At 63.7% G+C, this 21,561-nt stretch carries 21 protein-coding genes; 15 read left to right on the plus strand and 6 right to left on the minus strand.

The features are described from left to right. Together M1P90_RS11455 and M1P90_RS11460 are read left to right on the plus strand one after the other, a co-directional pair. Positions 1 to 720, plus strand: coding sequence for an SDR family NAD(P)-dependent oxidoreductase (locus tag M1P90_RS11455; protein ID WP_483702771.1), 720 nt, complete (start codon positions 1 to 3; stop codon positions 718 to 720). A gap of 22 nt (positions 721 to 742) precedes the next feature. Continuing rightward, the gene (locus M1P90_RS11460) at positions 743 to 1,384 is read left to right on the plus strand and encodes a ThuA domain-containing protein (protein ID WP_483702772.1); all 642 of its coding nucleotides are present in this window, start codon (positions 743 to 745) and stop codon (positions 1,382 to 1,384) included. Positions 1,385 to 1,480: 96 nt separating this feature from the next. Here the strand turns inward: M1P90_RS11460 and M1P90_RS11465 are convergent, their stop codons facing one another. After that, on the minus strand, positions 1,481 to 2,548 hold the full coding sequence (locus M1P90_RS11465; protein ID WP_483702773.1) for an alpha/beta hydrolase: 1,068 nt from the start codon (positions 2,546 to 2,548) through the stop codon (positions 1,481 to 1,483). 393 nt (positions 2,549 to 2,941) lie between these two features. Next, positions 2,942 to 4,489: an acyl-CoA synthetase gene (locus tag M1P90_RS11470; RefSeq protein WP_483702774.1), complete on the minus strand. Its 1,548-nt coding sequence runs from the start codon at positions 4,487 to 4,489 to the stop codon at positions 2,942 to 2,944. Between the two features lie 387 nt (positions 4,490 to 4,876). Between M1P90_RS11470 and M1P90_RS11475 the strand changes: the two genes are divergently transcribed. Continuing rightward, complete coding sequence (locus M1P90_RS11475) at positions 4,877 to 5,407, plus strand: histidine phosphatase family protein (protein ID WP_483702775.1); 531 nt, start codon at positions 4,877 to 4,879, stop codon at positions 5,405 to 5,407. Positions 5,408 to 5,501: 94 nt separating this feature from the next. Here M1P90_RS11475 and M1P90_RS11480 read toward each other — a convergent pair whose 3' ends face one another. Together M1P90_RS11480 and purF are read right to left on the minus strand one after the other, a co-directional pair. Then, positions 5,502 to 6,332 carry an endonuclease III domain-containing protein gene (locus tag M1P90_RS11480; protein ID WP_483702776.1) on the minus strand — a complete coding sequence of 277 codons (831 nt, stop codon included), beginning with the start codon at positions 6,330 to 6,332 and terminating at the stop codon, positions 5,502 to 5,504. 152 nt (positions 6,333 to 6,484) lie between these two features. Then, complete coding sequence (gene purF / locus M1P90_RS11485) at positions 6,485 to 7,882, minus strand: amidophosphoribosyltransferase (RefSeq protein ID WP_483702777.1); 1,398 nt, start codon at positions 7,880 to 7,882, stop codon at positions 6,485 to 6,487. Between the two features lie 387 nt (positions 7,883 to 8,269). On the opposite strand from purF, the gene M1P90_RS11490 reads away from it, so the two are divergent. Next, entirely contained in the window at positions 8,270 to 8,905 is a 636-nt protein-coding gene (locus M1P90_RS11490) for a TMEM175 family protein (protein WP_483702778.1), read from the plus strand. A gap of 6 nt (positions 8,906 to 8,911) precedes the next feature. Then, on the plus strand, positions 8,912 to 11,737 hold the full coding sequence (locus M1P90_RS11495; RefSeq protein WP_483702779.1) for a glycoside hydrolase family 2 protein: 2,826 nt from the start codon (positions 8,912 to 8,914) through the stop codon (positions 11,735 to 11,737). Between the two features lie 150 nt (positions 11,738 to 11,887). On the opposite strand, the gene M1P90_RS11500 is transcribed toward M1P90_RS11495, so the two are convergent. Further along, on the minus strand, positions 11,888 to 12,820 hold the full coding sequence (locus tag M1P90_RS11500; protein ID WP_483702780.1) for an undecaprenyl-diphosphate phosphatase: 933 nt from the start codon (positions 12,818 to 12,820) through the stop codon (positions 11,888 to 11,890). A 386-nt stretch (positions 12,821 to 13,206) separates the two neighbouring features. Between M1P90_RS11500 and nrdR the strand changes: the two genes are divergently transcribed. The 10 genes from nrdR to M1P90_RS11550 all read left to right on the plus strand — a co-directional run bounded on the left by nrdR (position 13,207) and on the right by M1P90_RS11550 (position 20,499). Continuing rightward, complete coding sequence (gene nrdR / locus M1P90_RS11505; protein ID WP_483704636.1) at positions 13,207 to 13,674, plus strand: transcriptional regulator NrdR; 468 nt, start codon at positions 13,207 to 13,209, stop codon at positions 13,672 to 13,674. 46 nt (positions 13,675 to 13,720) lie between these two features. Beyond that, a complete protein-coding gene (locus M1P90_RS11510) occupies positions 13,721 to 14,683 on the plus strand; it encodes a restriction endonuclease (RefSeq protein WP_483702782.1) in 963 nt (320 codons plus the stop codon). Positions 14,684 to 14,854: 171 nt separating this feature from the next. Continuing rightward, positions 14,855 to 15,607, plus strand: coding sequence for a 3-oxoacyl-[acyl-carrier-protein] reductase (gene fabG / locus M1P90_RS11515; protein ID WP_483702783.1), 753 nt, complete (start codon positions 14,855 to 14,857; stop codon positions 15,605 to 15,607). Between the two features lie 84 nt (positions 15,608 to 15,691). Then, positions 15,692 to 17,044, plus strand: coding sequence for an acetyl-CoA carboxylase biotin carboxylase subunit (gene accC, locus M1P90_RS11520; RefSeq protein ID WP_483702784.1), 1,353 nt, complete (start codon positions 15,692 to 15,694; stop codon positions 17,042 to 17,044). 35 nt (positions 17,045 to 17,079) lie between these two features. Beyond that, positions 17,080 to 17,379 (plus strand): Asp23/Gls24 family envelope stress response protein, encoded by a 300-nt coding sequence (locus M1P90_RS11525; protein WP_483704638.1) that lies wholly within the window; start codon positions 17,080 to 17,082, stop codon positions 17,377 to 17,379. After that, positions 17,372 to 17,800, plus strand: a complete 429-nt coding sequence (nusB, locus tag M1P90_RS11530; protein ID WP_483702785.1) for a transcription antitermination factor NusB — start codon at positions 17,372 to 17,374, stop codon at positions 17,798 to 17,800. Before M1P90_RS11525 ends, nusB begins: the two co-directional genes overlap by 8 nt. An 87-nt stretch (positions 17,801 to 17,887) precedes the next feature. Next, positions 17,888 to 18,136 (plus strand): acyl carrier protein, encoded by a 249-nt coding sequence (gene acpP / locus M1P90_RS11535; protein WP_483702787.1) that lies wholly within the window; start codon positions 17,888 to 17,890, stop codon positions 18,134 to 18,136. Positions 18,137 to 18,279: 143 nt separating this feature from the next. Continuing rightward, on the plus strand, positions 18,280 to 19,053 hold the full coding sequence (locus M1P90_RS11540; protein WP_483702788.1) for a twin-arginine translocase TatA/TatE family subunit: 774 nt from the start codon (positions 18,280 to 18,282) through the stop codon (positions 19,051 to 19,053). After that, complete coding sequence (tatC, locus tag M1P90_RS11545; RefSeq protein ID WP_483702789.1) at positions 19,050 to 19,973, plus strand: twin-arginine translocase subunit TatC; 924 nt, start codon at positions 19,050 to 19,052, stop codon at positions 19,971 to 19,973. The genes M1P90_RS11540 and tatC overlap by 4 nt, the downstream gene beginning before the upstream one ends. Positions 19,974 to 20,052: 79 nt before the next feature. Further along, entirely contained in the window at positions 20,053 to 20,499 is a 447-nt protein-coding gene (locus tag M1P90_RS11550) for a hypothetical protein (protein ID WP_483702790.1), read from the plus strand. Positions 20,500 to 20,657: 158 nt separating this feature from the next. Here M1P90_RS11550 and M1P90_RS11555 read toward each other — a convergent pair whose 3' ends face one another. Continuing rightward, entirely contained in the window at positions 20,658 to 21,371 is a 714-nt protein-coding gene (locus M1P90_RS11555) for a PIN domain-containing protein (RefSeq protein WP_483702791.1), read from the minus strand. Between the last annotated feature and the right edge of the window lie 190 nt (positions 21,372 to 21,561).

Below are 21,561 nucleotides of genomic sequence, written 5' to 3' on the forward strand. Positions count from 1 at the left end.
ATGACATCCACAGCCTTTGTGACAGGCGCGGATCGCGGGCTGGGGCTGGCGCTCTGCGCTGGCCTGCTCGCGCGCGGCTGGCGCGTGTTCGCCGGCCAGTATATGCCCGACTGGCCCGAGCTGGCCGCGCTGGCCGAACAGTTCCCCGGCGCGCTCACGCCCGTGCCGCTCGACGTGGCGGCGGGCGAGTCGGTGGCGGCGGCAGCGGCGCAGGTGGCTGGCATCACCTCGTCGCTCGACCTGCTGATCAACAACGCGGGCGTGAACTCGCCCACTTCGCGACGCGGCATCCGCGAGCCGCAGGATTACGGCGAAATGAACCGGCTCTACGCCACCAACGCGCTCGGCCCGCTGCGCGTGGTCGAGGCATTGCTGCCGCTGCTCGATGCCGGCGCGGGCAAGCGGCTGTGCTTTGTGTCGTCGGAAGCGGGCAGCATCAACCGCGCCGCGCGCACATCCTGGTTCGGCTACTGCATGTCGAAAGCAGCGCTGAACATGGGCGCGCGCCTGCTGTTCAACGACCTGCGGCCGCAGGGCTACAGCTTTCGCGTCTACCACCCCGGCTGGATCCGCTCGTACATCAGCGGCGCGAAAAACCCCGACGCCGAGCTGGAGCCGGAAGAAGCGGCGGAGCTGGCGCTGGGCTATTTCCTGACCGACCGCGCCGATGAAGATGCGCTGGTGCTGCGCGATTATGCCGGCCGCGAGTGGCCGTGGTAATGCGGTGAAAGGATCACGCCCTATGCGTGTGCTTGTGCTCTGCGACGACTACTGGCACCCGGCCCGCACGCCGCGCGCTGGCCTCGCGCCCCTGGCGGCGAGCGGCTTTGCGTTCGACTGGATCGAAAACGCGGGCGACTGGTCGGCCGGGCGGATGGCGGAATTTCCCGCCGTGCTGCTCACCAAGTCGAATGATGTTTCGGCCAGCGACCGCACACCATGGATGACGCCCGATGTAGAAGCGGCTTTCGCGGCGTATGTGCGTGGCGGCGGCGGGCTGCTGGCTGTGCATTCCGGGCTGGCGGGCTACGCCGACACGCCGGTGCTGCGCGAATTGCTGGGAGGAGTGTTCGCCAGCCACCCGCCGCAATGCCCTGTCACCGTCGCGCCCATAGAAGGCCACACGCTCGCGGCGGGCAGCGCGCCGTTCACCCTCACCGACGAGCACTACATGATGGACATGGGCGACGCGCCGGGCGAGGTCTTTCTGACCACCACGTCGGAGCATGGCACGCAGCCGGCTGGCTGGGCGCGCACCGAAGGTGCAGGGCGCGTGGTGGCGCTCACTCCCGGCCACAACCTGGAGGTCTGGCTGCACCCCGCATACCAGACGCTGATTGCGAATGCGCTGCGCTGGTGTGGCAGGATGGGGGATGGGAGGTAGGGGATGGGGGATGGGAGATTGACGAATTCACCACCAAGGCACCAAGATTTCAAAAATTCTTGGTGCCTTGGTGTCTTGGTGGTTCGGTTTCTCTTCCTACGCCGCGCCAAGCTGCTCGGCCAGCAGCGCATTGAACTCCCCGGGCCGCTCGATGTAGGGCGTGTGGCCGGTGTCGGGGAAGACGACCTCGCGGTAGCTGCCGCCGCCGGCCTGGTAGCGCTCCAGCACCGCGCGCGTCTGGCTCACCATTGGCTGGGGCGGGTGGGCATCCGCGCCCGGCCAGCCCGGCACAATCCCCAGCTGGCCCAGCGTGCCCAGGTTGAACAGCGAGAAATCGCCCACGATCTGGTCATCCGCGCCGCGCACCCACAGCACCGATGGCTTGTGCGCCGCCGCCACAAAACGCTCCACGCTATCGCCAACGTACTTGGGCGCGAGCGCATTGGCTGGCCCCCACACGCCCGGCCCCACGCCCGGCCAGTTCTCCGACGCCACGAAATCGCCGGGGTATTTGTCGGGGCCAATTTTCTCGCTCAGCAAGCCCGACAGCAGTTCTTCCTCGCGTGCAGGAATAAATGGCGGCTTCCAGTAGAAGCTATTCATCACCACGCGTGGCGATGCCTGCGGGTTGTCGCTGCTGCGGTCGCTAATGCTCATCAGGCGGGTAAACTCGGCGTTGACAATGCCACCACCCGCGCCAGCGGAGTCGGGCGCGCACATGGTGCCTTCGACATCTTTGGTGCCGCCAAAGCCGTAGGGCGAGCCGGGCGCGGCCAGCGTGGCCGAGAGCACGCGGTCGCCAGCCGCCGGGATGAGCACGAACAGCACCGCGCCGCCCAGCGAGTGGCCGACGACGTGGAAGCGCGCGATGTCGAGCGTGTCGACCAGCGCGAGCAGGTCGTCGGAGAAATCGGCCAGGCCGCGCGTCGCGTCGATCAGCTTGTCCTCGGTGTCGCCATAGCCGCGCAGGTCGGGCGCGATGCCGCGATACTGCGGCGGCAGCGCCAGCATAGTTTCTTCCCAGTAGGTTGCCGACGACGCGTTGCCATGCACAAACAGCACCGGGATACCGTCGGCCGGCCCGCTGGTCAGCGTGTGAATGGACAGGCGGGGCGTGTCGATCATCTGCGAGGTGATGCCGGGGAGCGTGGGGATACTGCTCACGAGCCAACTCCTTTTTCCTAGCGAATAACGAAACCGATTGGGCAAAGCGGGTTTACGGGCTACACAGGGCGATTCTCGTTGTGTGGTGCGTAGTGCATAGTGCGTATGTGTGATCTCTTCTTCCGAGTATGCCATTGTAGTGCGTGGTGCGTAGTGCGTGTTTATGATCTCTTCTTCCGAGTATTCCATTGCAGAGCAATTCCTGCTTTCCAGTTCTGCGGTTCCGTAGCTCCGCGGTTCCGCGGTTCTGCGGTTCTGCGGTTCCGCGGTTCTCGGTTCTCAGTCTGGACGTAAGCAATACGCCCTTCAGCGGTTCTGCGGTTCTTGGTTTTGCGGTTCCGTGGTTCTGCGGTTTTTGGTTTTGCGGTTCCGTGGTTCCGCGGTTCTCGTAGTTCAGGCTTCTTCGGCCGGGCCATAGCGCCTTATCAGCGCCAGCTTATCGACCTTGCCCGCGCCAGTACGCGGCAAAGCCTTGGCCAGCACCACGCGCCTGGGGATTTTGTAGCGCGCCAGCCGTTCGCCGCAAAACGCCAGCAGCTCGCCCGCATCGAGCGTCGCGCCGGGCTGCGGCACCACCACCGCGCAGCCGACTTCGCCCCAGCGCGCGTCGGGCACGCCAATCAGCGCGGCATCGGCAACGGCCGGGTGCGCGGCCAGCACATTCTCGACCTCGGCGGGGTAGATGTTCTCGCCGCCCGAAATAATCACGTCCTTCAGCCGCCCGACGATCCAGTGGTAGCCTTCCGCGTCGCGGCGGGCCAGGTCGCCGGTGTGCAGCCAGCCGCCCGCCAGCGCCTGCGCGCTTTCCTCGGGGCGGTTCCAGTAGCCCGCGCACACATGCGGCCCGCGAATCAGCAATTCGCCCGGCTCGTCGGCGTCGCACTCGCTGCCATCGGGCCGCGCCACGCGCACATCGACATGCATCAGCGGAAAGCCAACCGCGCCCGGCTTGCGGCGCACATCTTCGGCGGGCAACCAGAAGGTATTCGGCCCGGCCTCGGTCAGCCCGTAGCCGGTTTTGAAATCGACACCGCGCGCCCAGAAGCGCTCGAAGATTGGCAGCGGGCAGGGTGCGCCGCCGCTGATCACCAGCTTCAGATGCGAAAAATCGGCCTCGGTCCAGCGCGCGTGCTGCTGCAAGGCCAGAAACATGCTCGGCACGCCAAAAAAGAGCGTCACGCCCGCGTCGGCCAGCAGGTCGTAGACCTGATCGCAATCAAAGGCGCGGCACACAATCGAAGTTCCGCCCAGGTGCACTAGCGGCGCGGTGAACACATTCAGGCCGCCCGTGTGAAACAGCGGCGCGTTCAGGATCGCAACGTCGTCGGGCGCGAGGCCCCAGCTCGTGTTGGTGTTGATCGCGTTCCAGGTGATCGCGCGGTGCGTGAGCAGCGCGCCTTTGGGCAGGCCAGTGCTGCCGCCGGTGTAGCAGATCACCCACGGGTCGTCCCAGCTCAGCTCGGCGGGCGCGGGCGCGGTGTCGGGCTGGCTGTCGCGCTCGGCAAACAGCGCGTCGGCAGGGTGGGCGTGGGCGTTTGCGTCAAGCGCGGCGAGGTGCGGCACGCCCGGGCGCTCGCGCAGCGCGGCGGCCTGCTCGGCAAAGTCGGGGCCATAGATCAGCACCTGCGGCGCAGCATCTTCCACCAGCGCGCGCAGCTCGGGCACGGCCAGCCGCCAGTTGAGGTTTTGCAGGATCGCGCCGATCTTCCCGCAGGCGAACCAGATGTCGAGGTACTCGGTGCAGTTGGCGGCCAGCACGGCCACGCGGTCGCCGTGGCGCACGCCGGTGCGCTCGCGCAGCAGGTGGGCAGTGCGATTGGCGGACCCGTTCCACGCCGCATACGAAATTGGCCGGCGCGCGCCGCCAGCGGCAGCATCGATCAGCGCGATCTTGTGCGGGCTCAGCTGCGCCCGCCGCGCCAGCCAGTCGCCAATATACATCGCCGCACCCTTGCACTCGAAATTTCGTTGGGAATAGGGCTATACTATACCAGAGAGTTACACCGCAGTTGCACACAATTTCATAGCCCAGGGCAGAAACGGTTGAGCCACAGAGCGCACCGAGGCCACTGAGAAGGAGAGCTATAGCCGCTCGCAGAACAATTGACTATTCATGTGCTGACGAGAAACGCTTTGTAGAGCGGAAATACAACTGCCTTCTGCATCCTGCCAACTGCAAACTGCCGTAAAACTTGGACTCTTGGTGTCTTGGTGTCTTGGTGGTTTTGCCCTTTTCGAATCACCCTGAAGAAATTCGTTTTTGCTGCTACAATACAGGCTGCGGCAGCCGCGTGGCTGTCGCTCCGAATGTTTGAAGAATAAAAAGGCATGTTAGAAGAACTGTACCTAGTGCGCCACGCCCTGCCCGACCGCGCGAGCAGCATTCCCTACCACACGCCACCCGGCCCGCCGCTCTTGCCGCACGGCGAGCGCGAAGCCGCCGAAACCGGCGCGTGGCTGGTGGGGCGCGGCATCGAGCAGCTATTTGCTTCGCCGTTTGTGCGCACGCGCCAGACCGCCGAGGCCGTGTCGGCGGAGCTGGGTCTGCCGATCACCTTTACCGAGGCGCTGCGCGAAGGCGCGCCCGGCGAGAAGATGGACCAGATCCGCGCGCGCACCAGCGAGCTGCTGGCCCAGCTCGACGATAGCCCGCTGCGCTGCGTGGCTCTGGTGAGCCACGGCGCGCCGATCCGCTCGCTGCTGGAATACACCACCGATATGCGCATCGACCTCAAGCCGCATGTGTACGACAACGGCAACTGCGCGCCGACCGCTGCCGTGTGGCATGGCCGCCGCACCGACGCAGGCTGGGTGTGGGAGCTGGCGTTTCGCCCGACCCAGGCAGCTAGCGTTTCGTAGCACCAAAATAGAACCACGAAGGCACGAAGGCACGAAGGAGTTATAAAAAACCTTCGTGTCTTCATATCTTCGTGGTATCGGTTCTCTAAGCCCTCTATTGAGCAAGGAATGTGGCGCACATGCCGGTGAGCGGGCAGCCCGCGCAGCTGCGGCAGTGCGCCGCGCACTTGCGCGGGTCGACAAACGTGCGCCGCGCGCCGGGCTCCTTCTGGCGCATGCGCGTGGCCAGGCAGTGGTGAATGCACTCCTCGACGATCAGCGCGTGGAAGTTGCGGAAGAACTGCGCACGCGGCGGCGCGGCGTCGCGGATGGGCGGGGCAAAAGCCGGCTCGTCCAGGCGCGCATCAAGCTCCGGGCCGGCCAGCGCATCTTCAATCAGCGCCTGAATCGTGTCGTAGGGCGCGCGCATGGCGTCGACGCCCGGCAGCATGCCCAGCCGCCCGAGCAGGCGGCGCGCATAGGCATCCACAATGAATAAAGGATGCGCGCCGCCGTAGAGCATGATCGTGTCGGCGGTTTCGCGGCCAATGCGCGGCAGGGCCAGCAGCTCGGCGCGCAGCGCGGCGCGTGGGCGGGCCAGCAGCGCGCCCACATCTTCGTCGTACTTCGTGGCGAGGTAGCGCGCAATTGCCTGCAAGCCGGGCGCTTTCTGGGTATGAAAGGCGCAGGGGCGGATCAGCGCCGCCAGCGTGCCTGTGTCGGCGGCGGCCAGCGCGGCCGGGCGCATCAGCCCAGCAGCGTGCAGGCGCGCAATCGCCGCCTCGACCGTTTCCCAGCGGGTTTGCTGCACCAGCACCGTCCCAACCACCACCTCGAACTGCGGCGTGTCGGTGATGATCGGCCACCAGTGCGGCTCGCTGCCGAAGTGCGCCAGCATGGCGTCGTAGAGGGCGAGCACGCGGTCGCGCAGGGTGGAATCGGGCACGGGGAAGGCTTTCTAGTGCAAGCTCAAGCAGCAACAGCCATCCACAGATTACGCAGATTCACAGATTTTATGTGGCTTGAGAAAGCCTTATCTGTGTAATCTGCGTAATCTGTGGATGATTTTCAGGAGCAAAGACAGGAAGGCAAATCGCCTCAGTTCTCGAAGGTTTCTTTCTCGACCAGATGAATATCAACCGGGTAGCGCCCGGTGAAGCAGCCCTGGCAGAAGCCCGCGTCGGCGTGGCCGGTGGCGCGGATCAGGCCATCCAGGCTCAGGTAGGCCAGACTGTCGACGCCCAGGAAATCTTCGATCTCGGGGATGCTCATGCGGTGCGCAATCAGCTCGGGGTAGGAAGCCATGTCGACGCCGAGGAAGCAGGGGTGGCGGATGGGCGGCGACGACACGCGCATATGCACCTCGACCGCGCCAGCATCGCGCAGCAGCCGCACGATCGGGCCGGAGGTGTTGCCGCGCACAATGCTGTCGTCGATCAGCACCACGCGTTTGCCTTCCAGGTTGTCGGCCAGCGGGTTGAACTTGAGCTGGATGCCAACCTTGCGCAGCCGGTCGTCGGGCTGAATGAACGTGCGGCCGATGTAGCGATTTTTGATCAGGCCCTCGCTGTAGGGGATGCCCGACGCCTGCGCGTAGCCGATTGCGGCCGGCACCGCGCTGTCGGGCACCGGGATCACAATGTCGGCGTCGGCGGGCGACTCGCGGGCCAGCTCGCGGCCCTGCGCCACGCGGGCGGCGTGCAGGGTTTGCCCTTCCACCAGGCTGTCGGGGCGCGCGAAATAGATGTACTCGAACAGGCACATGGCGCGGTCGGGTGCGGGCATGCGCGCCACCGTGCGCGGGCCGTCCTCGCCAATCGCAATAATCTCGCCCGGCGCAACCTCGCGCTCGAACTCCGCGCCGATGGTCGCCAGCGCGCAGCTTTCCGAGGCCACCACCCAGCCGGTTTCGCCCACGCGCCCGATGCAGAGCGGGTGCAGGCCCCACGGGTCGCGCACGGCAAACAGCGAATCTTTGGTCAGCACCGTCAGGCAGTATGCCCCCTGCGCGCGCACCATAAACACGCGCAGCTTTTCGTCCCAGGTGCGGCCCTCGCCGCCCGCCAGCATCTGCGTAATCACCTCGCTGTCGCTGCTGGATGTCAGGCCGACGCCGCGATTCAGCAGTTCCTGGCGCAGATCATGGGCGTTGGTGAGGTTGCCATTATGCCCAACCGCCAGCGGGCCAAGCGCACTTTCGACGACAAAGGGCTGGGCGTTTTGCAGCTTCGAGGAGCCAGTGGTGGAATAGCGTGTGTGACCGATCGCCAGGTGGCCTTGCAGCGGGCGCAGGCTGTTTTCATCGAACACCTGCGCTACCAGGCCCATCTCCTTATGCAAATTAATCCGCCGCCCGTTCGACACCGCAATGCCCGCACTTTCCTGCCCGCGGTGCTGCAACGAATACAGCCCGAAAAAGGTCAGCCGCGCCACGTCTTCATCGGGGGCATAAATGCCGAAGACGCCGCATTCGTGCTGGGGCTTGTCGTCCATCATCTCCTGTGTCTCCTCGCGTGTTGCGCCCTGTTCGCCGGGCGAAAATGGCCGGTTTCTCACCCGCGCCGTTGTGGGCAAGGCGCATTATAACACCCGTTCTTGCGGCTGGCTTTCTACTTCACCATCGAGATAACTGGGCCACAGAGCGCACAGAGATCACTGAGTTTCGCGCATTCGCACCCTTCGATACGGCCTGTGGCCTACTCAGGGTGCATCCTTCTCGCCCTTCGATACGCGCCCTGCTCATTCGTCCTTCGTCTTTCGTCCTTCGTCTTTCGTCCTTCGTCTTTCGTCGTTCGAATATTGACAAGCGCGCCTGCGAACGGCTATAGTTGCGAGCGCATATTCCCGTAAAGTATCAGATATAGAGCTGTTGATGGAGCAAGCGTGAGCGAGAGTAGCTTTGCCGAAAAGGAAACCGGCCGGATCGAGGCGTTTAGCGACGGCGTGTTTGCCATTGCCGTAACGCTGCTGGTGCTGGAGCTGAAAGTGCCGCAGCTGGCCGAAGAAGCCGGCGGCGGGGAATTATGGTCGGCCCTGCTGAATCGCTGGCCGTCGTATGCCGCCTACACCCTCAGTTTTCTGTCCATTCTGATCGTATGGGTCAACCACCATCGTCTGTTTCGGCTTATTCGCGGGGTCGATTCGCGCTTTCTGTTCATCAATGGGCTGCTGCTGCTGGTAGTCACCACCATCCCTTTTCCCACCGCGCTGCTGGCCGAGTACCTCGAAAAGCCGGCCGCGTGGGTGGCCTGCGCGATCTACTCGGGCACATTTCTGGCGCTGGCGCTGGCGTTTAACCTGTTCTGGCGCTATGCCGCGCGCAGCAACCGCCTGCTGGCCCAGCCGCTCAGCGCCGAGCAGCACGCGCAGATCTCGCGCAGCCTCATGTTTGGGCCAATCACCTATGGCATTGCCTTTGTGCTGGCGTTTTTCAGCGTGGCCGCGAGCTTTGGGCTGTGCATTGTGCTGGCGCTCTACTGGGCAATTTCGGGGTTTGAAGAAGCGACCAGAAAGGCCTAGCCGCCCATGCAGCCGATAGAACTGCCCGGCCCGTGGGAAATCCGCCGCGACGGCGCAGCGGCGTGGCAGCCAGTGGCGGTGCCGGGCTGCTGGGAAGCGCAGGGCGCGCCGCTCGACGACGCCGGGCCGTTCTGGTACCGCACGCGCTTCACTGTGCCGGCGGAATGGGCCGAGCGGCGCATCTGGCTGCGCTTCCACGGCGTGAGCTACCATTGTGCGGTGTTTGCCAACGGCCATGCACTAGGCGAGCACACCGGGCTGTGGGATGCCTTTGAGATGGAAATCGGCGGCGCGGTGACGGCTGGCGCGGAGTGCGAGCTGCTGCTGCGCGTTGAAAAGCCCGCCAGCCTCACCGCCGGACCCGACTCGCCGTCCGCGCCGGGGCGCTTCCGACTGCGCGAAACGCTGGCCGGCTTTCTGCCCTACGTCTGGGGGCATATATTCGGCGGAATATGGCAGCCGGTCGAGCTGTTTGCCACCGGCGCGGCACGCTGGGACGATGTGCTGGTGCGCGGCGCGGCCGACGGCATGGTCGAGATCACGGCCACCACGTCTGCACCGGCCGCGGTGCGTATCACGATCTTCGACCCTGAGATGCACGAAGTCTGGCGCGGGGAAGCGAACGCGCCGCTCGATACCCGCGTGCAAGTTCCCGCGCCGCGCCCGTGGTCGCCCGAAACGCCCGCGCTTTACACCGCCCGCCTCGCGCTGGCCGATGGCGACGAGTGCACGGTGCCCTTTGGGCTGCGCTCGCTGCGCGCCGAGAGCAGCCGCCTGCTGCTGAACGGTGCGCCCATCTACCCGCGCATGGCGCTTTCGTGGGGCTGGTACCCCGAGTCGCTGCATAGCAACCCCGGCCCCGAGCGCGTGCGCGCCGACTTCGCACGCCTGCGCGCGCTGGGCTACAACGGCGTGAAGCTGTGCCTGTGGTTCCCGCCGCACTACTACTTCGATCTTGCTGACGAGCTGGGCATGCTCGTGTGGGTCGAGCTGCCGATGTGGATCCCGCAGCCGTCGCCGTTTTTCCGCGCGCAGGTGCCGCTTGAGTACGACCGCCTGATGCGCCAGGCACGCCAGCACCCGGCCATCATCCTCTACACGCTTGGCTGCGAGCTAAGCCGCATGGTCGATGCGCAGATGCTCGCGCCCTTGTTCGCGCTGGTGAAGGGGCACGCGGGCGATTCGCTGGTACGCGACAACAGCGGCTCGGGCGAGGCGTATGGCGGGCTGCTGAACGAGTTCGCCGAGTTCTACGACTACCATTTCTACAGCGACCTGCACCATTTCCGCCCGCTGCTCGACTACTTCGCGCCGCGCGGCCGGCCGCCGCAGCCCTGGCTGTTTGGCGAATACTGCGACTACGACACCTTTCGCGACCCAAATGCTTTAACGAAGGGCGTATTGCCATACGCCCAGACAAAGAACCAGGAACCAGGAATCGCAGAACCACAGAACCGCAGAACCGCAGAACCAAAAACCGAAAATCGCGTCCTGAGTAGGCCCGAGGCCGTATCGAAGGGCGAGAACATGCCGCATTCTGCGCCGTGGTGGGCCAGCGACGACCCGACGGTCAATTTGCAAGGCGCGCGCTGGCAATACGACCTGCCTGAGCAAGGGGCGCGACTGCGCGCCAATGGCATGGATGCGCGCGCCGGCGAACTGGAGCGCATTTCGGCGGCGCAGGGCCTGTGGCACCGCAAATACACCATCGAGCAAACGCGCCTGTTTCACGAAATTGGCGGCTATGTGGTCACGGGCGAGGCCGACACGCCAATCAGCACGGCGGGGATGTGGGATGCGCGCGACCGGCTGAAATTCGAGCCAGAAGCGTTTCGCGCATTCAATGGCGAAACCGTGCTGCTGGCGGGCTGGGATCGGCGGCGCGAGTGGGTGGCGGGTGGCGACCGCGCCGCGCCGTGGGACCAGTGCAGCCACCCCGCTGGCACGGCCGTGCGCGCGCACCTGATCGTTTCGCACTATGGCGCGGCGCGTGGCCCGGCGCGCGTGCACTGGCAGGTGGCGCTTGTGGGCAGCGCGCCGTTTGCGCAGGGCACGCACGAAACCGCCTTCGCGCTCGCTCCCGGCGACCTGCGCGAGCTGGCGGTGGCCGAGTTTGCCACACCCTACCTCAACGCGCCGCGCCAGGCCACGCTCAGCGCCGACGTAGCAATCGGCGACACGCTGGCGCGCAACTCCTGGCCGCTATGGGTGTTCCCGCGCGAGCCGTGGCGCAGCGTGGGCGCAACCGCGCTGCACGACCCGGCCGGGCGCTTGCGCGACTTCGGGCGCATCGCCCCGGGTATCGGCGGGGCATGGCAGCCGGGCGCTGAAAATGATACCTCGCTCGCTTTTTCCACTCTTCCTCCCCGTACGCTGCTGATCAGCACGGCGTGGGATGCTGGCCTGCGCGCGTGGATCGAGCGCGGCGGGCGGGCGATTGTGCTGCTGGGCGGCGAAGGGCTAGCTGCGCCGCTGCCAGTGCGCGCCATGCCTTTCTGGCGCGAGGCGATCCGGCTGGCCGCGCCGCACCCCGCCTGGGGCGATTTCCCGCGCGACGATGCGCTGGCGATGCAACTGTTTGGCTGCGCCGCCGATTGCGCGCTCGACATGGCCAATTACGCTGGCGCGTGGCAGCCCATCCTGCGCCGCCTCGATGGGCGCACCATGCTGATGCACGAATATGCTGTTGAGCTGGCAATTGGCGCGGGGCGGGCGATTGTCTCGACGCTGCGCGTTGAAGGCGGGCAGGGCGCGCAGCCGCTGGGGATTGCGCGCAACACGGCAGTGGCCTACCTGCTGTGGTGCTGGGCGCGCTGGCTGGCGGGGCAGTAAGGCAGTTTCAGGTTGGCAGGTTGACACGTTGCAGGTGTGCGCAGGCACGAAGCTCGTCGTTGGTTAGGCAGCTGGCAGAGCGGCACAATAAAACGACGGAAGGAAGCTATTCCTTCCGTCGTTCGCAAGAGAACTACGCACTGCTGATTGTTAGATCCCGCGCAGGCCCAGCAGGATGGTGCTGACCACCAGCGCCGCCAGCAGGAGCCGGTAGACCACAAACACACCCAGGCCGGCGCGCTGCAGGTAGCGCAGCACAAAGGCGATGCTCAGCGCGCCAACAATGGCGGCGGCAGCTATACCGGCAATAAAAGGCCCGGTGAACACGCCCGGCTGGCCAATCAGGTGGCGCAGCTTGAACACTGCCGCGCCCAGGATCAGCGGCGTGCCAAGCAGGAACGAGAAGCGCGCCGCCGCCGCCCGCTCGATGCCGCGCCAGCGCGCCACCGCGATGGTGATGCCCGAACGCGACACACCCGGCACGATCGCCAGCGCCTGCGCCGTGCCGATCGCCAGCGCGTCGACCAGGCCAATATCGTGCTCGTCGCGTGTATTTGCGCCGTGGCGGTCGGCAAAAAACAGGCCCAGGCCCATCAGCGAAAGCGTGCCCGCGATCAGCAGCGGGTTGCGAAACGACTGCTCGGCCAGATCGTCGAGCAGCACGCCCGCGAGGCCACCGGGGATCGCGCCAAGCACCAGCAGCCAGGCCAGGCGGCCATCGGGCGTGCGCGGGCGCGGTGCGGCCAGCACCAGTTTCAGCAGATCGCGCCAGAAATAGGCAACCACCGCCACCAGCGTGCCGACATGCAGCGCGACATCGAAGGTCAGGCCCGGGTCGGGCCAGCCAAGAAACCAGGGTGTCAAAATCAAATGCGCCGACGATGAGATCGGCAAAAATTCACCAAGACCCTGCACAATACCAAGCGTGACAGCCACGCGATATTCAAACGGCAGCAGCGCCGCAAAGGCAATAATCAGCGCCAAAACTGCAAGGGCGATCACCGGGAGGCGGAAGCTGGACGTGGCCGGAGCGGCGGCAGCCGTTCGAGCGATGGTGGGGGTCGGGGACGATTGCTGGTTCAACACCGGATCCTCTCTACTTTCTTATGTAATGTTCTTGTTCGATGCTTTTGTTTGCTGCACGCAGGCGTAGCATAGCAGCTCATTATTAGGGCCGAATTAAGACAAAGTGAAGTATTCGGGGCCAGGCATACGCTGGCAATGCGCCATCATGCCGCACCGGAACGCCAACATTGGCGCAGTACCATTGGGAATTCGCTCGGAGGAATAGTGACTCTCAATACGTATTGTAACAGATACTGAGGTATCAAAAGCAGCGTAGCTCTGCCTCCACCCTTAGCACAAAGTATGCCGCTGCCGATGTTTGGCGCAGGGGCATGCCTATGCTATAATGCGCCGCAATGCTCAGGAGCCAATGCTAAACCTGCCCGCTACGCGATTGGATGGCCATGCGCTGCCCGTTCTGCCAACACCCCGATAGCGATGTCATCGATACGCGCAAGCTCAATGGTGGCGAATCGATCCGCCGGCGGCGCAAATGCCCGGCCTGCGGCAAGCGCTTCACCACCTACGAGCGCGTGGAATCGGTGAGCCTGACGGTGGTAAAAAAGAATGGCGAGCGCGAACCCTACGACCGCGAGAAGATGATGCGCGGCGTGCGCACGGCCTGCTACCGCCGGCCAGTGTCGGCGCAGCAGCTCGATCAGTTCGCGAACGATGTCGAGGCGGCGATTATGGCGCTCGACGAGCAGGAAATCGCCTCGTCGACGATGGGCGATATTGTGATGCGCCACCTGCGCGATCTCGACGATGTGGCATATATTCGCTTTGCGTCGGTGTATCGCTCGTTCGAAGATATTGGCAAGCTGCGCGAAGCGGTGGATGAGCTGCTTGAGCACGAGCCGCCCGCCGATTAGGGCGAGCTGCGCGATCACACGTGCCTGCTGGAATATGGAGATACAGATGGGAGTCGATGTGTCGGAGCAACGCGAAACACCGCCGACCAAGGTGGCCAAGTCGCCACGCAAATCGGCCGAGCCGGCTGCGCCCGCGCTGCCAACGATAAGTGAGCCGCCGCAGGGCCTGGTAGCGCGCACTATCAGCATGGTGCGCACGGGGCTGCGCGAGCTCGATTGGCGCACTGTTCTTTTGTTTGGTGTGCTGGCCGGCATTCTGATGAGCTTTGCCTTCTTACAGGGCGCAACGCTCTCGCTGCTGGCAGGCATTGTGCCGGTTGGCACGGGCCTGCTGCTCGGGCGGCGCGTGACGAAGCACTACGGGCTGCATGGCTTTATGACGGGCCTGGTCGGCGGCGTGGCGGGCTCGGTCTCGCTGGCGGCGCTGATCTTCCTCACGCCGCTGCGCACTGCCATGCAGGCCGCGCTTGGCCCGCAGGCTGCCACCTTCACCCTGGTGCAGATCTGGAGCCAGCTCGCCGCCTTTACCTTCTTCTCGCTGGTGGCATTCTGCACCTTCGGCACAACCATGGCCGGCCGCACCGAAGAGCGCAACCGCAAGCAGCGCGAGGTGGTGGACGACCGTGGCGGCACTTTGCAGCGCCCCGGCGCGATTCGCGAGCTGAGCGACGTGCGCGGCCTTTCGCTGCCGCAGTTCGGTAGCTATGTGAAAAATCTGTTCACCAAGCAGGGCTTTACCTTCAAAGACTACCGCTTTATCGACAAAGACAAGCACCTCGACATGTGGCTGGAGCACGAAGGCGAGCCCTGGCACCTGCGCCTGAGCGTGGCCGATAAAGTTGGCACCGGCACAATCGAAAGCCTGCTGCAGGACATGAAGCGCGAAGGCGTGCGCAAGGGCGTGGTGGTCGTCTCCACCGAGTTCCAGCCCAGCGCCGTTAAGTCGGCGCGCAGCCGCCCGGTGGTGCTGATCGACGGGCAGACCTTGTTCGATATGGCGGAGAAGTAAGGGTCAGAAACCAGATACGATAGCAGTTTGCAGTCGGCAGGATGCAGTCGCATTTCCCGCGCTACAATGCGTTTTTGCCAACATATGGGTGTTCAATTGTTCTGCAAACCGTTATAGAACGTAACCGTACTTCTGACTCCTGACTCCTGACTTCTGACTCCTGAGGTGCATATGCAGATCAACCTGAAAGACAAGGTCGCGCTGGTTACTGGCGGCTCACGCGGCATTGGGCGCGCAATCGCGACCACGCTGGCCGCAGCGGGCGCAACCGTGGCGATCAACTACAAGGGCAATCAGGCCGCCGCCGACGAGGTTGTGCAGGCGATTTCCCAGGCCGATGGCATTGCTAGCGCCTTTCAGGCCGATGTCAGCCAGGGCGCCGAGGTCGAGCAGCTCTTCAAGGCCGTGCTCGAGCGCTATGGCCGGCTCGACATTCTGGTGAACAACGCGGGCATCACGCGCGACACACTCTTGCTGCGCATGAAAGAAGATGACTTCGACGCCGTGCTGAACACCAACCTGCGCGGCATTTTCCTGTGCACCAAGGCGGCGCTGCGCCCGATGGGCAAGGCACGCGGCGGGCGCATCATCAACATCACCTCGGTGGTGGGCCTGATGGGCAACGCCGGGCAGGCCAACTACGCCGCCGCCAAGGCCGGCATCATTGGCTTCACCAAATCTACCGCGCGCGAAATGGCCTCGCGCAGCATCACCGTCAACGCCGTCGCGCCTGGCTATATCGAAACCGAGCTGACCGGCGTGCTGAGCGAACAGATCCGCGGTGCCATCCTTGAAAACATCCCGCTTGCGCGCCTGGGCACGCCCCAGGATGTCGCCAACATGGTATGCTTCCTTGCTTCTGACGCAGCCGCCTATATCACCGGCCAGACCATGACAGTCGATGGCGGGATGGTGATGCAGTAGATTTACGATTTACGATTTTGGATTGACGATTGCCTCGTGGCTTCGCACACCGTAAATCGTAAATCGTCAATCGTCAATCGAGTTATGTTTGACAAAGTTCTAATCGCCAATCGCGGCGAGATCGCTGTTCGAATTGTGCGCGCCTGCCAGGAGCTTGGCGTGCGCGCGGTGGTGGCCTACTCGATCGCCGACCGCGACTCGCTGGCGGTGCGCCTGGCCGACGAGGCCGTGTGCATCGGGCCGGCCGCGCCCGCGCGCTCGTACCTCAACCCGCCCGCGCTGATCACCGCCGCAATGATTACTGGCTGTGACGCGGTGCACCCCGGCTACGGCTTTTTGTCAGAAAACCCCTACTTCGCTGAAATTTGCCAGGAATGCAGCCTGACCTTCATCGGTCCTTCGCCCGAAGCGATCCGCCTGATGGGCGACAAGGCCGTGGCACGGCAAACCATGCGCGCCGCTGGCATGCCGGTCATTCCCGGCTCGGATGGCGTGCTGCGCAGCGTGGAAGAAGCCGCCGACCTGGCGAATGAGATCGGCTACCCGGTGCTGCTCAAGGCCGTCGCGGGCGGCGGCGGGCGCGGCATGCGCGTGGTGCAGGAAGAAAGCGAGCTGGCGCGCGCCTATGCCACTGCCAAGGCCGAGGCCGAGGCAGCCTTCGGGCAGGGCGACCTCTACCTGGAGCGCTACCTCGTTGGCATGCGCCATGTCGAAATTCAGGTGCTGGCCGACAACTACGGCAACGCGATCTACCTGGGCGAGCGCGACTGCTCGGTGCAGCGCCGCCACCAGAAGATCATCGAGGAAGGGCCATCGCCGGTGGTTTCGCCCGAGCTGCGCGCGGCCATGGGCGAGGCGGCCATGCGCGGCGTGCACGCAATTGGCTACAGCAACGCCGGCACCATGGAATGCTTGCTTGGGCCGGATGGCATGTTCTACTTCATGGAAATGAACACGCGCATCCAGGTCGAGCACCCCGTCACCGAGCTAATCACCGGCGTCGATCTGGTCAAATGGCAGCTGCGCATCGCCGCTGGCGAACGCTTGACGCTGACTCAGAAAGACGTTAGAATACGCGGGCACGCGATTGAGTGCCGTATCAATGCGGAAGATCCCGAGCGCGATTTCCTGCCCTCAGCCGGCGAAGTCGAGTTCTTTCTCCCGCCCGGCGGCCCCGGCGTGCGCGTTGACTCGCATATCTATGCGGGGTATACGCCGCCAGGAACCTACGACTCGCTGCTGGCCAAGATCATCACCTGGGGCAGCGACCGCGACGAGGCACTTACCCGCATGCGCCGCGCGCTCAGCGAGTGTATTGTCACTGGTGTGAAAACGAGTATGCCATTTCAGCTTGCGCTGCTGAACGAGCCGGACTTTCGGCGTGGCGAGATCGATCTGAGCTTTTTGCCCAATCTCATGCAGCGCCAGCGAGGATAGAACCGACCGTGACCCAGGCAGCCGGCAGTGTTTCAGTGGCACCCCATGTGCTAAGCAATCTTATCGCGCTGGCAGTGCGCGAAGTTCCCGGCATCGCCCGGCTCGGCACCAGCCCGCGCGCGCGTTCGCGGCTGCGGGGCGATGGCATTGCGCTTGCCATCGGCGCCGACGGCGTGAGTGCCAATTGCTACCTGATCGCCCTGCCCGACACCAACCTGGTCGATACCGGGATTGCAGTGCAGGCGACAGTTGCGGCGGTGATTCGCGAGCTTGCCGGAATGGTCGTACGCGAAGTCAACGTCTACATCCAAGACGTGGAGGCGGCGAATGCCTAGCCTGCGCCATCGTGTCCGCACCATTACTCTCCAGGTCTTATTCGAACTCGATGCGACCGACCACGCGCCCGACGAAGTGGTGGCGCGCTGGGTAGAAGATGAGATGCTGCCCGCCGACGCCGAGCGCTTTTTTCGGCAGCTGGTTTTCGGCGTGTGGGAACATTATGCCTACCTTGATCGTATTATCGAGGAAGCCGCGCCGAGCTGGCCGGTGAACCAGATGCCGGGGGTCGATAAGTCTATTCTGCGCATTGCGCTGTACGAGATTTTGATCGACGACGCCGAAAAAACCCCGGTCAAGGCAGTGATCAACGAAGCCGTCGAGCTGGCAAAACAGTTCGGCAGCGATAACTCGAGCCGCTTTGTAAACGGCGTGCTTGGCACGGTTGTGACGCGCTATATCGAAGGGTATAGCGAGTAAGTCAGGGGGCGCGGCCCGCTGCGGCAGGCGCGCTTCGCACAGTAATCACGCATATTCTCAACCAGGTTGTTGAAAGGAGCATTCCCAATGGCATCGCCCGAAATGGAAGCCCGCCTCAAGAAAATTGTTGCCGAGCAGCTCGGTGTCGACGAAGCGAAGATCGTTCCGTCAGCCCGCTTCTCCGACGACCTCAACGCCGATTCGCTCGACCTTGTTGAGATGATTATGTCGCTTGAGGAAGAGTTCGGTGTTGAAATCCCCGACGAGGCAGCCGAGAAGATCCTGACCGTCGCCGACGCGATGGACTATATCGACACGCACTCGTCCGCCGAGTAGGTTCGGCCCGGTTTCCCGACTTTCGACCGCAGAGAACGTAAAGAGCGCCGAGCTAGTGGCTTTGACGTTCTTTGCGGCTCGGCGGTTTCTTTATTCAGGCCAGGCGAACGCCACTGGCAGCGCGCCCGGCAATAAGGCCATCCATGGAAATTCTGGGCATTGGGCCAGGCGAATTCATTTTTATCCTGGTGATCCTGCTGGTGGTCGTCGGCCCCGAGCGCCTGCCCGACCTTGCGCGCCAGAGCGGGCGCATGCTGGTGCGCGTGCGCAACTGGGTGCAAAGCTCGCCCGATGCCGCCATGGTGATGCGCGCCCGCCAGGAGATCGAGCAGGAGCTGGCCAGCCTGCGCACCAGCCTGATGGAAGTGCAGAGCGTGCGCGATGAGGTGATGGGCGTGGCCCGCCAGCTCGAAGACTCAGTTGAGTCGTTTACCAGCGCGGCGCGCGCCGAGCTGAACGACATTGGCTCGATTGGCAAGCTCAAGCCCGGCGAGGCTGCCACAACGCCCGCCGCCAGCACAGCCGCCACAAGCACGCCCGCCGCGCCCGCCGCTGAGCCGCCGGCCTTCGACCCGACGCCAACCGAGGTGCCGGCGAGCGTGCCGTTCGACCCACAGCCCGTAGAGGATTTGGTGTCGGCAGTGGCAAGCCCGAATGGCGAAGCAGCCGCGCCAGCAGCGACGATTGCGCCGCCCACGCCACCGCCCGCCGCGCCTGAAACGTTCGCACAGCCCGATAACAACACGCTAGAAGCGATTGACACGCGCCTGCAAGCGATTATGAGCGACCTGTTCGCCCTGCAAGAGCAGCTGCGCAAGCACAAGGTGCTGGATGAAGACTGGCAGCCGCCCTCGTGGGGCGTGCAGCTGCCAGCGAACGCCGAGCCAGTCGCCGAAGTCGAGGAGTCGTCCTCATGAGCAATACCCAATTTTTCCTCGCCGTCGGCCTGCTGCTGGCGCTGCTGATCACGCCACTGCTGATCGCGCTGCTGGTGCGCGTGATGGTGCGCGACACGCCCAACGCCGCGCCCGAACCCGAGCTGGACGCCGAAACCATGGCGAAGTTCGAGTCGCTGGGCGATTTCTGGTCCGGGCTGGCCCCGCACCTGATCGAGCTGCGCAACCGCCTGACCAAGGCATTGCTGGCGGTGCTGGTGGGCACGGTGCTGGGCTTTTGGCTGGTGAATAGCTCGTGGCTGCTGGGCGACACCATCCCAAACCTGCTGATCAAACATTTCGTGCCCGACACGATCAAGCTCCAGTTCATCGAGCCGGCCGAGGCGTTTGTGAGCTATATGCGCGTGGCGCTGGTGATTGGCGTGGCGATCGCGGTGCCGGTGATTGTCTACCAGCTAGTCGCCTTCTTCATCCCCGGCCTGCTGCCGCACGAAAAGCGCATTCTGTTCACCGCGCTGCCGTTCGTCACCGAGCTGTTTGCGGCCGGGATAGCGTTTGGCTGGTTCTTCACCATCCCCGCCGCGCTCGATTTCCTGTTCACCTTTGGCACCAGCGAGCGCATCGAAGCGCAGCCGACCTTTGAGAGCTTTATCTCCACTATTGCGACGCTGATGCTGTGGAATGGCCTGATCTTCGAGCTGCCGGCGGTGATCTATCTGCTGGCACGCCTGGGGGTTGTCAATACGGCGATGCTCGGGCGCACGCGCCGCTATGCAGTTGTCGTCATTGTCATTGCCGCCGCGGTCATCACCCCCACCGGCGACCCCTACAACCTGCTGTTGCTGGCGGTGCCGATGTATCTGCTGTACGAGCTCGGCATTCTGCTGTCGCGCTTTGTGCCGAAGAAACCGCTCGAGCCTGCGGAAGAAGTCGCGCCGTAGCGGCACGCTTCGCCAAACCAAACAAACGACCCACGCGGCAGTACGCCCGTGGGTCGTTTGGTTTCGCCCGCGCAGCCCGATGCCCCAAACGGGCTTTGATCGCAAGCTCGCGGGGCTTGATCACAAGCTCGCGGGCTTTGATCACAAGCTCAGAAGGCTTGATCGCAAGCTCGCGGGACTTGATCGCAAGCTCGTGGGGTTTGATCGCAAGCTCGTGGGGTTTGATCACTCGCGTGCGGGGCTTGATCACAAGCGCGTGAGGCTTGATCTCTCGCGTGCAGACCTTGATCACAAGCTCGCGGGGCTTGATCGCAAGCTCGTGGGGTTTGATCGCAAGCTCGTGGGGTTTGATCACTCGCGTGCGGGGCTTGATCGCAAGCTCGCGGGGCTTGATCGCAAGCTCGTGGGGTTTGCTCGCACGCTGCCCCTGCGCCTTCCCCTTCCTCGACGGCTGCGCCGAGCGGATTTTTCTGCGCAAGGTCGGCAGCGGCTATATTATGGAACATTTCGCGGCGATGGATGGTGAAGTGTCTTCGCAGCAATAATCGCGGCTTATTACTCTGGAAAATAAATTTCCCTGCACTCAGCTTCCAGGAAGCTCAGGCTAGTTTTGTTTCAACCTGGTAGCCAGATGAGCTTCCTGGAAGCTTGCCCGTTGTAGAAAAGAACTTTCTTTCCAGAGTACTAGCCCAGCTGTGGGTAGGTGATTTTGGTGTCGTTGATTTCGATCACCTTCTGCTTCTGCAGTTCGCCTAGCAGGCAAGCGATTTCTTCTTTTGAGAGGCGTTTTCCAAACAGGTTGTTGATCGAGTTGGTCAGGGTCTCAACTTTGCGCGGCTTGGCAGCGCCCTGCTTCTTCAAGTTCTTCACAATGAGCGCAGCCTGCTCCTTTAGCGTTGCAGGTTTCGCCGCTTTTGCTGCCTTTGCCGTTTTCACGGCTTTCACCGTCGCAGCTTCAGTCGCTTTCACCGCCGCCACCTCAGGCGCTTTCGCCGCTTTCACCACTTTCACTGCCGCAGCATCGGCCACTTTCACCGAGGCTACTTTAGTGACTTCCTGTAAGCGCTGCACCTGCACCTTTTTTTCCTTCAAGTGCGCAATCAGCGGATCGAAGCCGGTATCCCTGGAAATGATCTGAAAGCTTGCGCCTGGCTCTTGTGCGGAAAGGTGCCCAATGTAATATGCAATATGAAAATCAAGCGCATCTGCGCCACTCCCACAGACCTTGACATACTGCGCGCGATCGCCCAGACGCTGGATGGCTTCGGCCACGTCGAAGTTGATTTTTGGCTGGTTCGCGCCAACAAACAGGATGAGCTTGATATGCTCCTGGGCCAGCACCGCAGCAAGCGAGGGCTGGACATTTTCGTAGTCGACCAGAATATATACTGATTTCACTGCAAGCTCCGCATACATAGTACCTTTACACGTGCAAGCATAGCACGGCCTAACGCACGGCTCGTTCACAAACACGTTGCAGTTTGGTTAGAAAACCTCTCAGCGCGCTTCCCAAATCCATCGCATGGCCGACCCAGCGACAGCGCGGGCGTGTTACACTCACCGCAGTTGTGCACGCACGCCGAAAGGG

It is taken from the genome of Kouleothrix sp. 19917, from assembly GCF_057073505.1.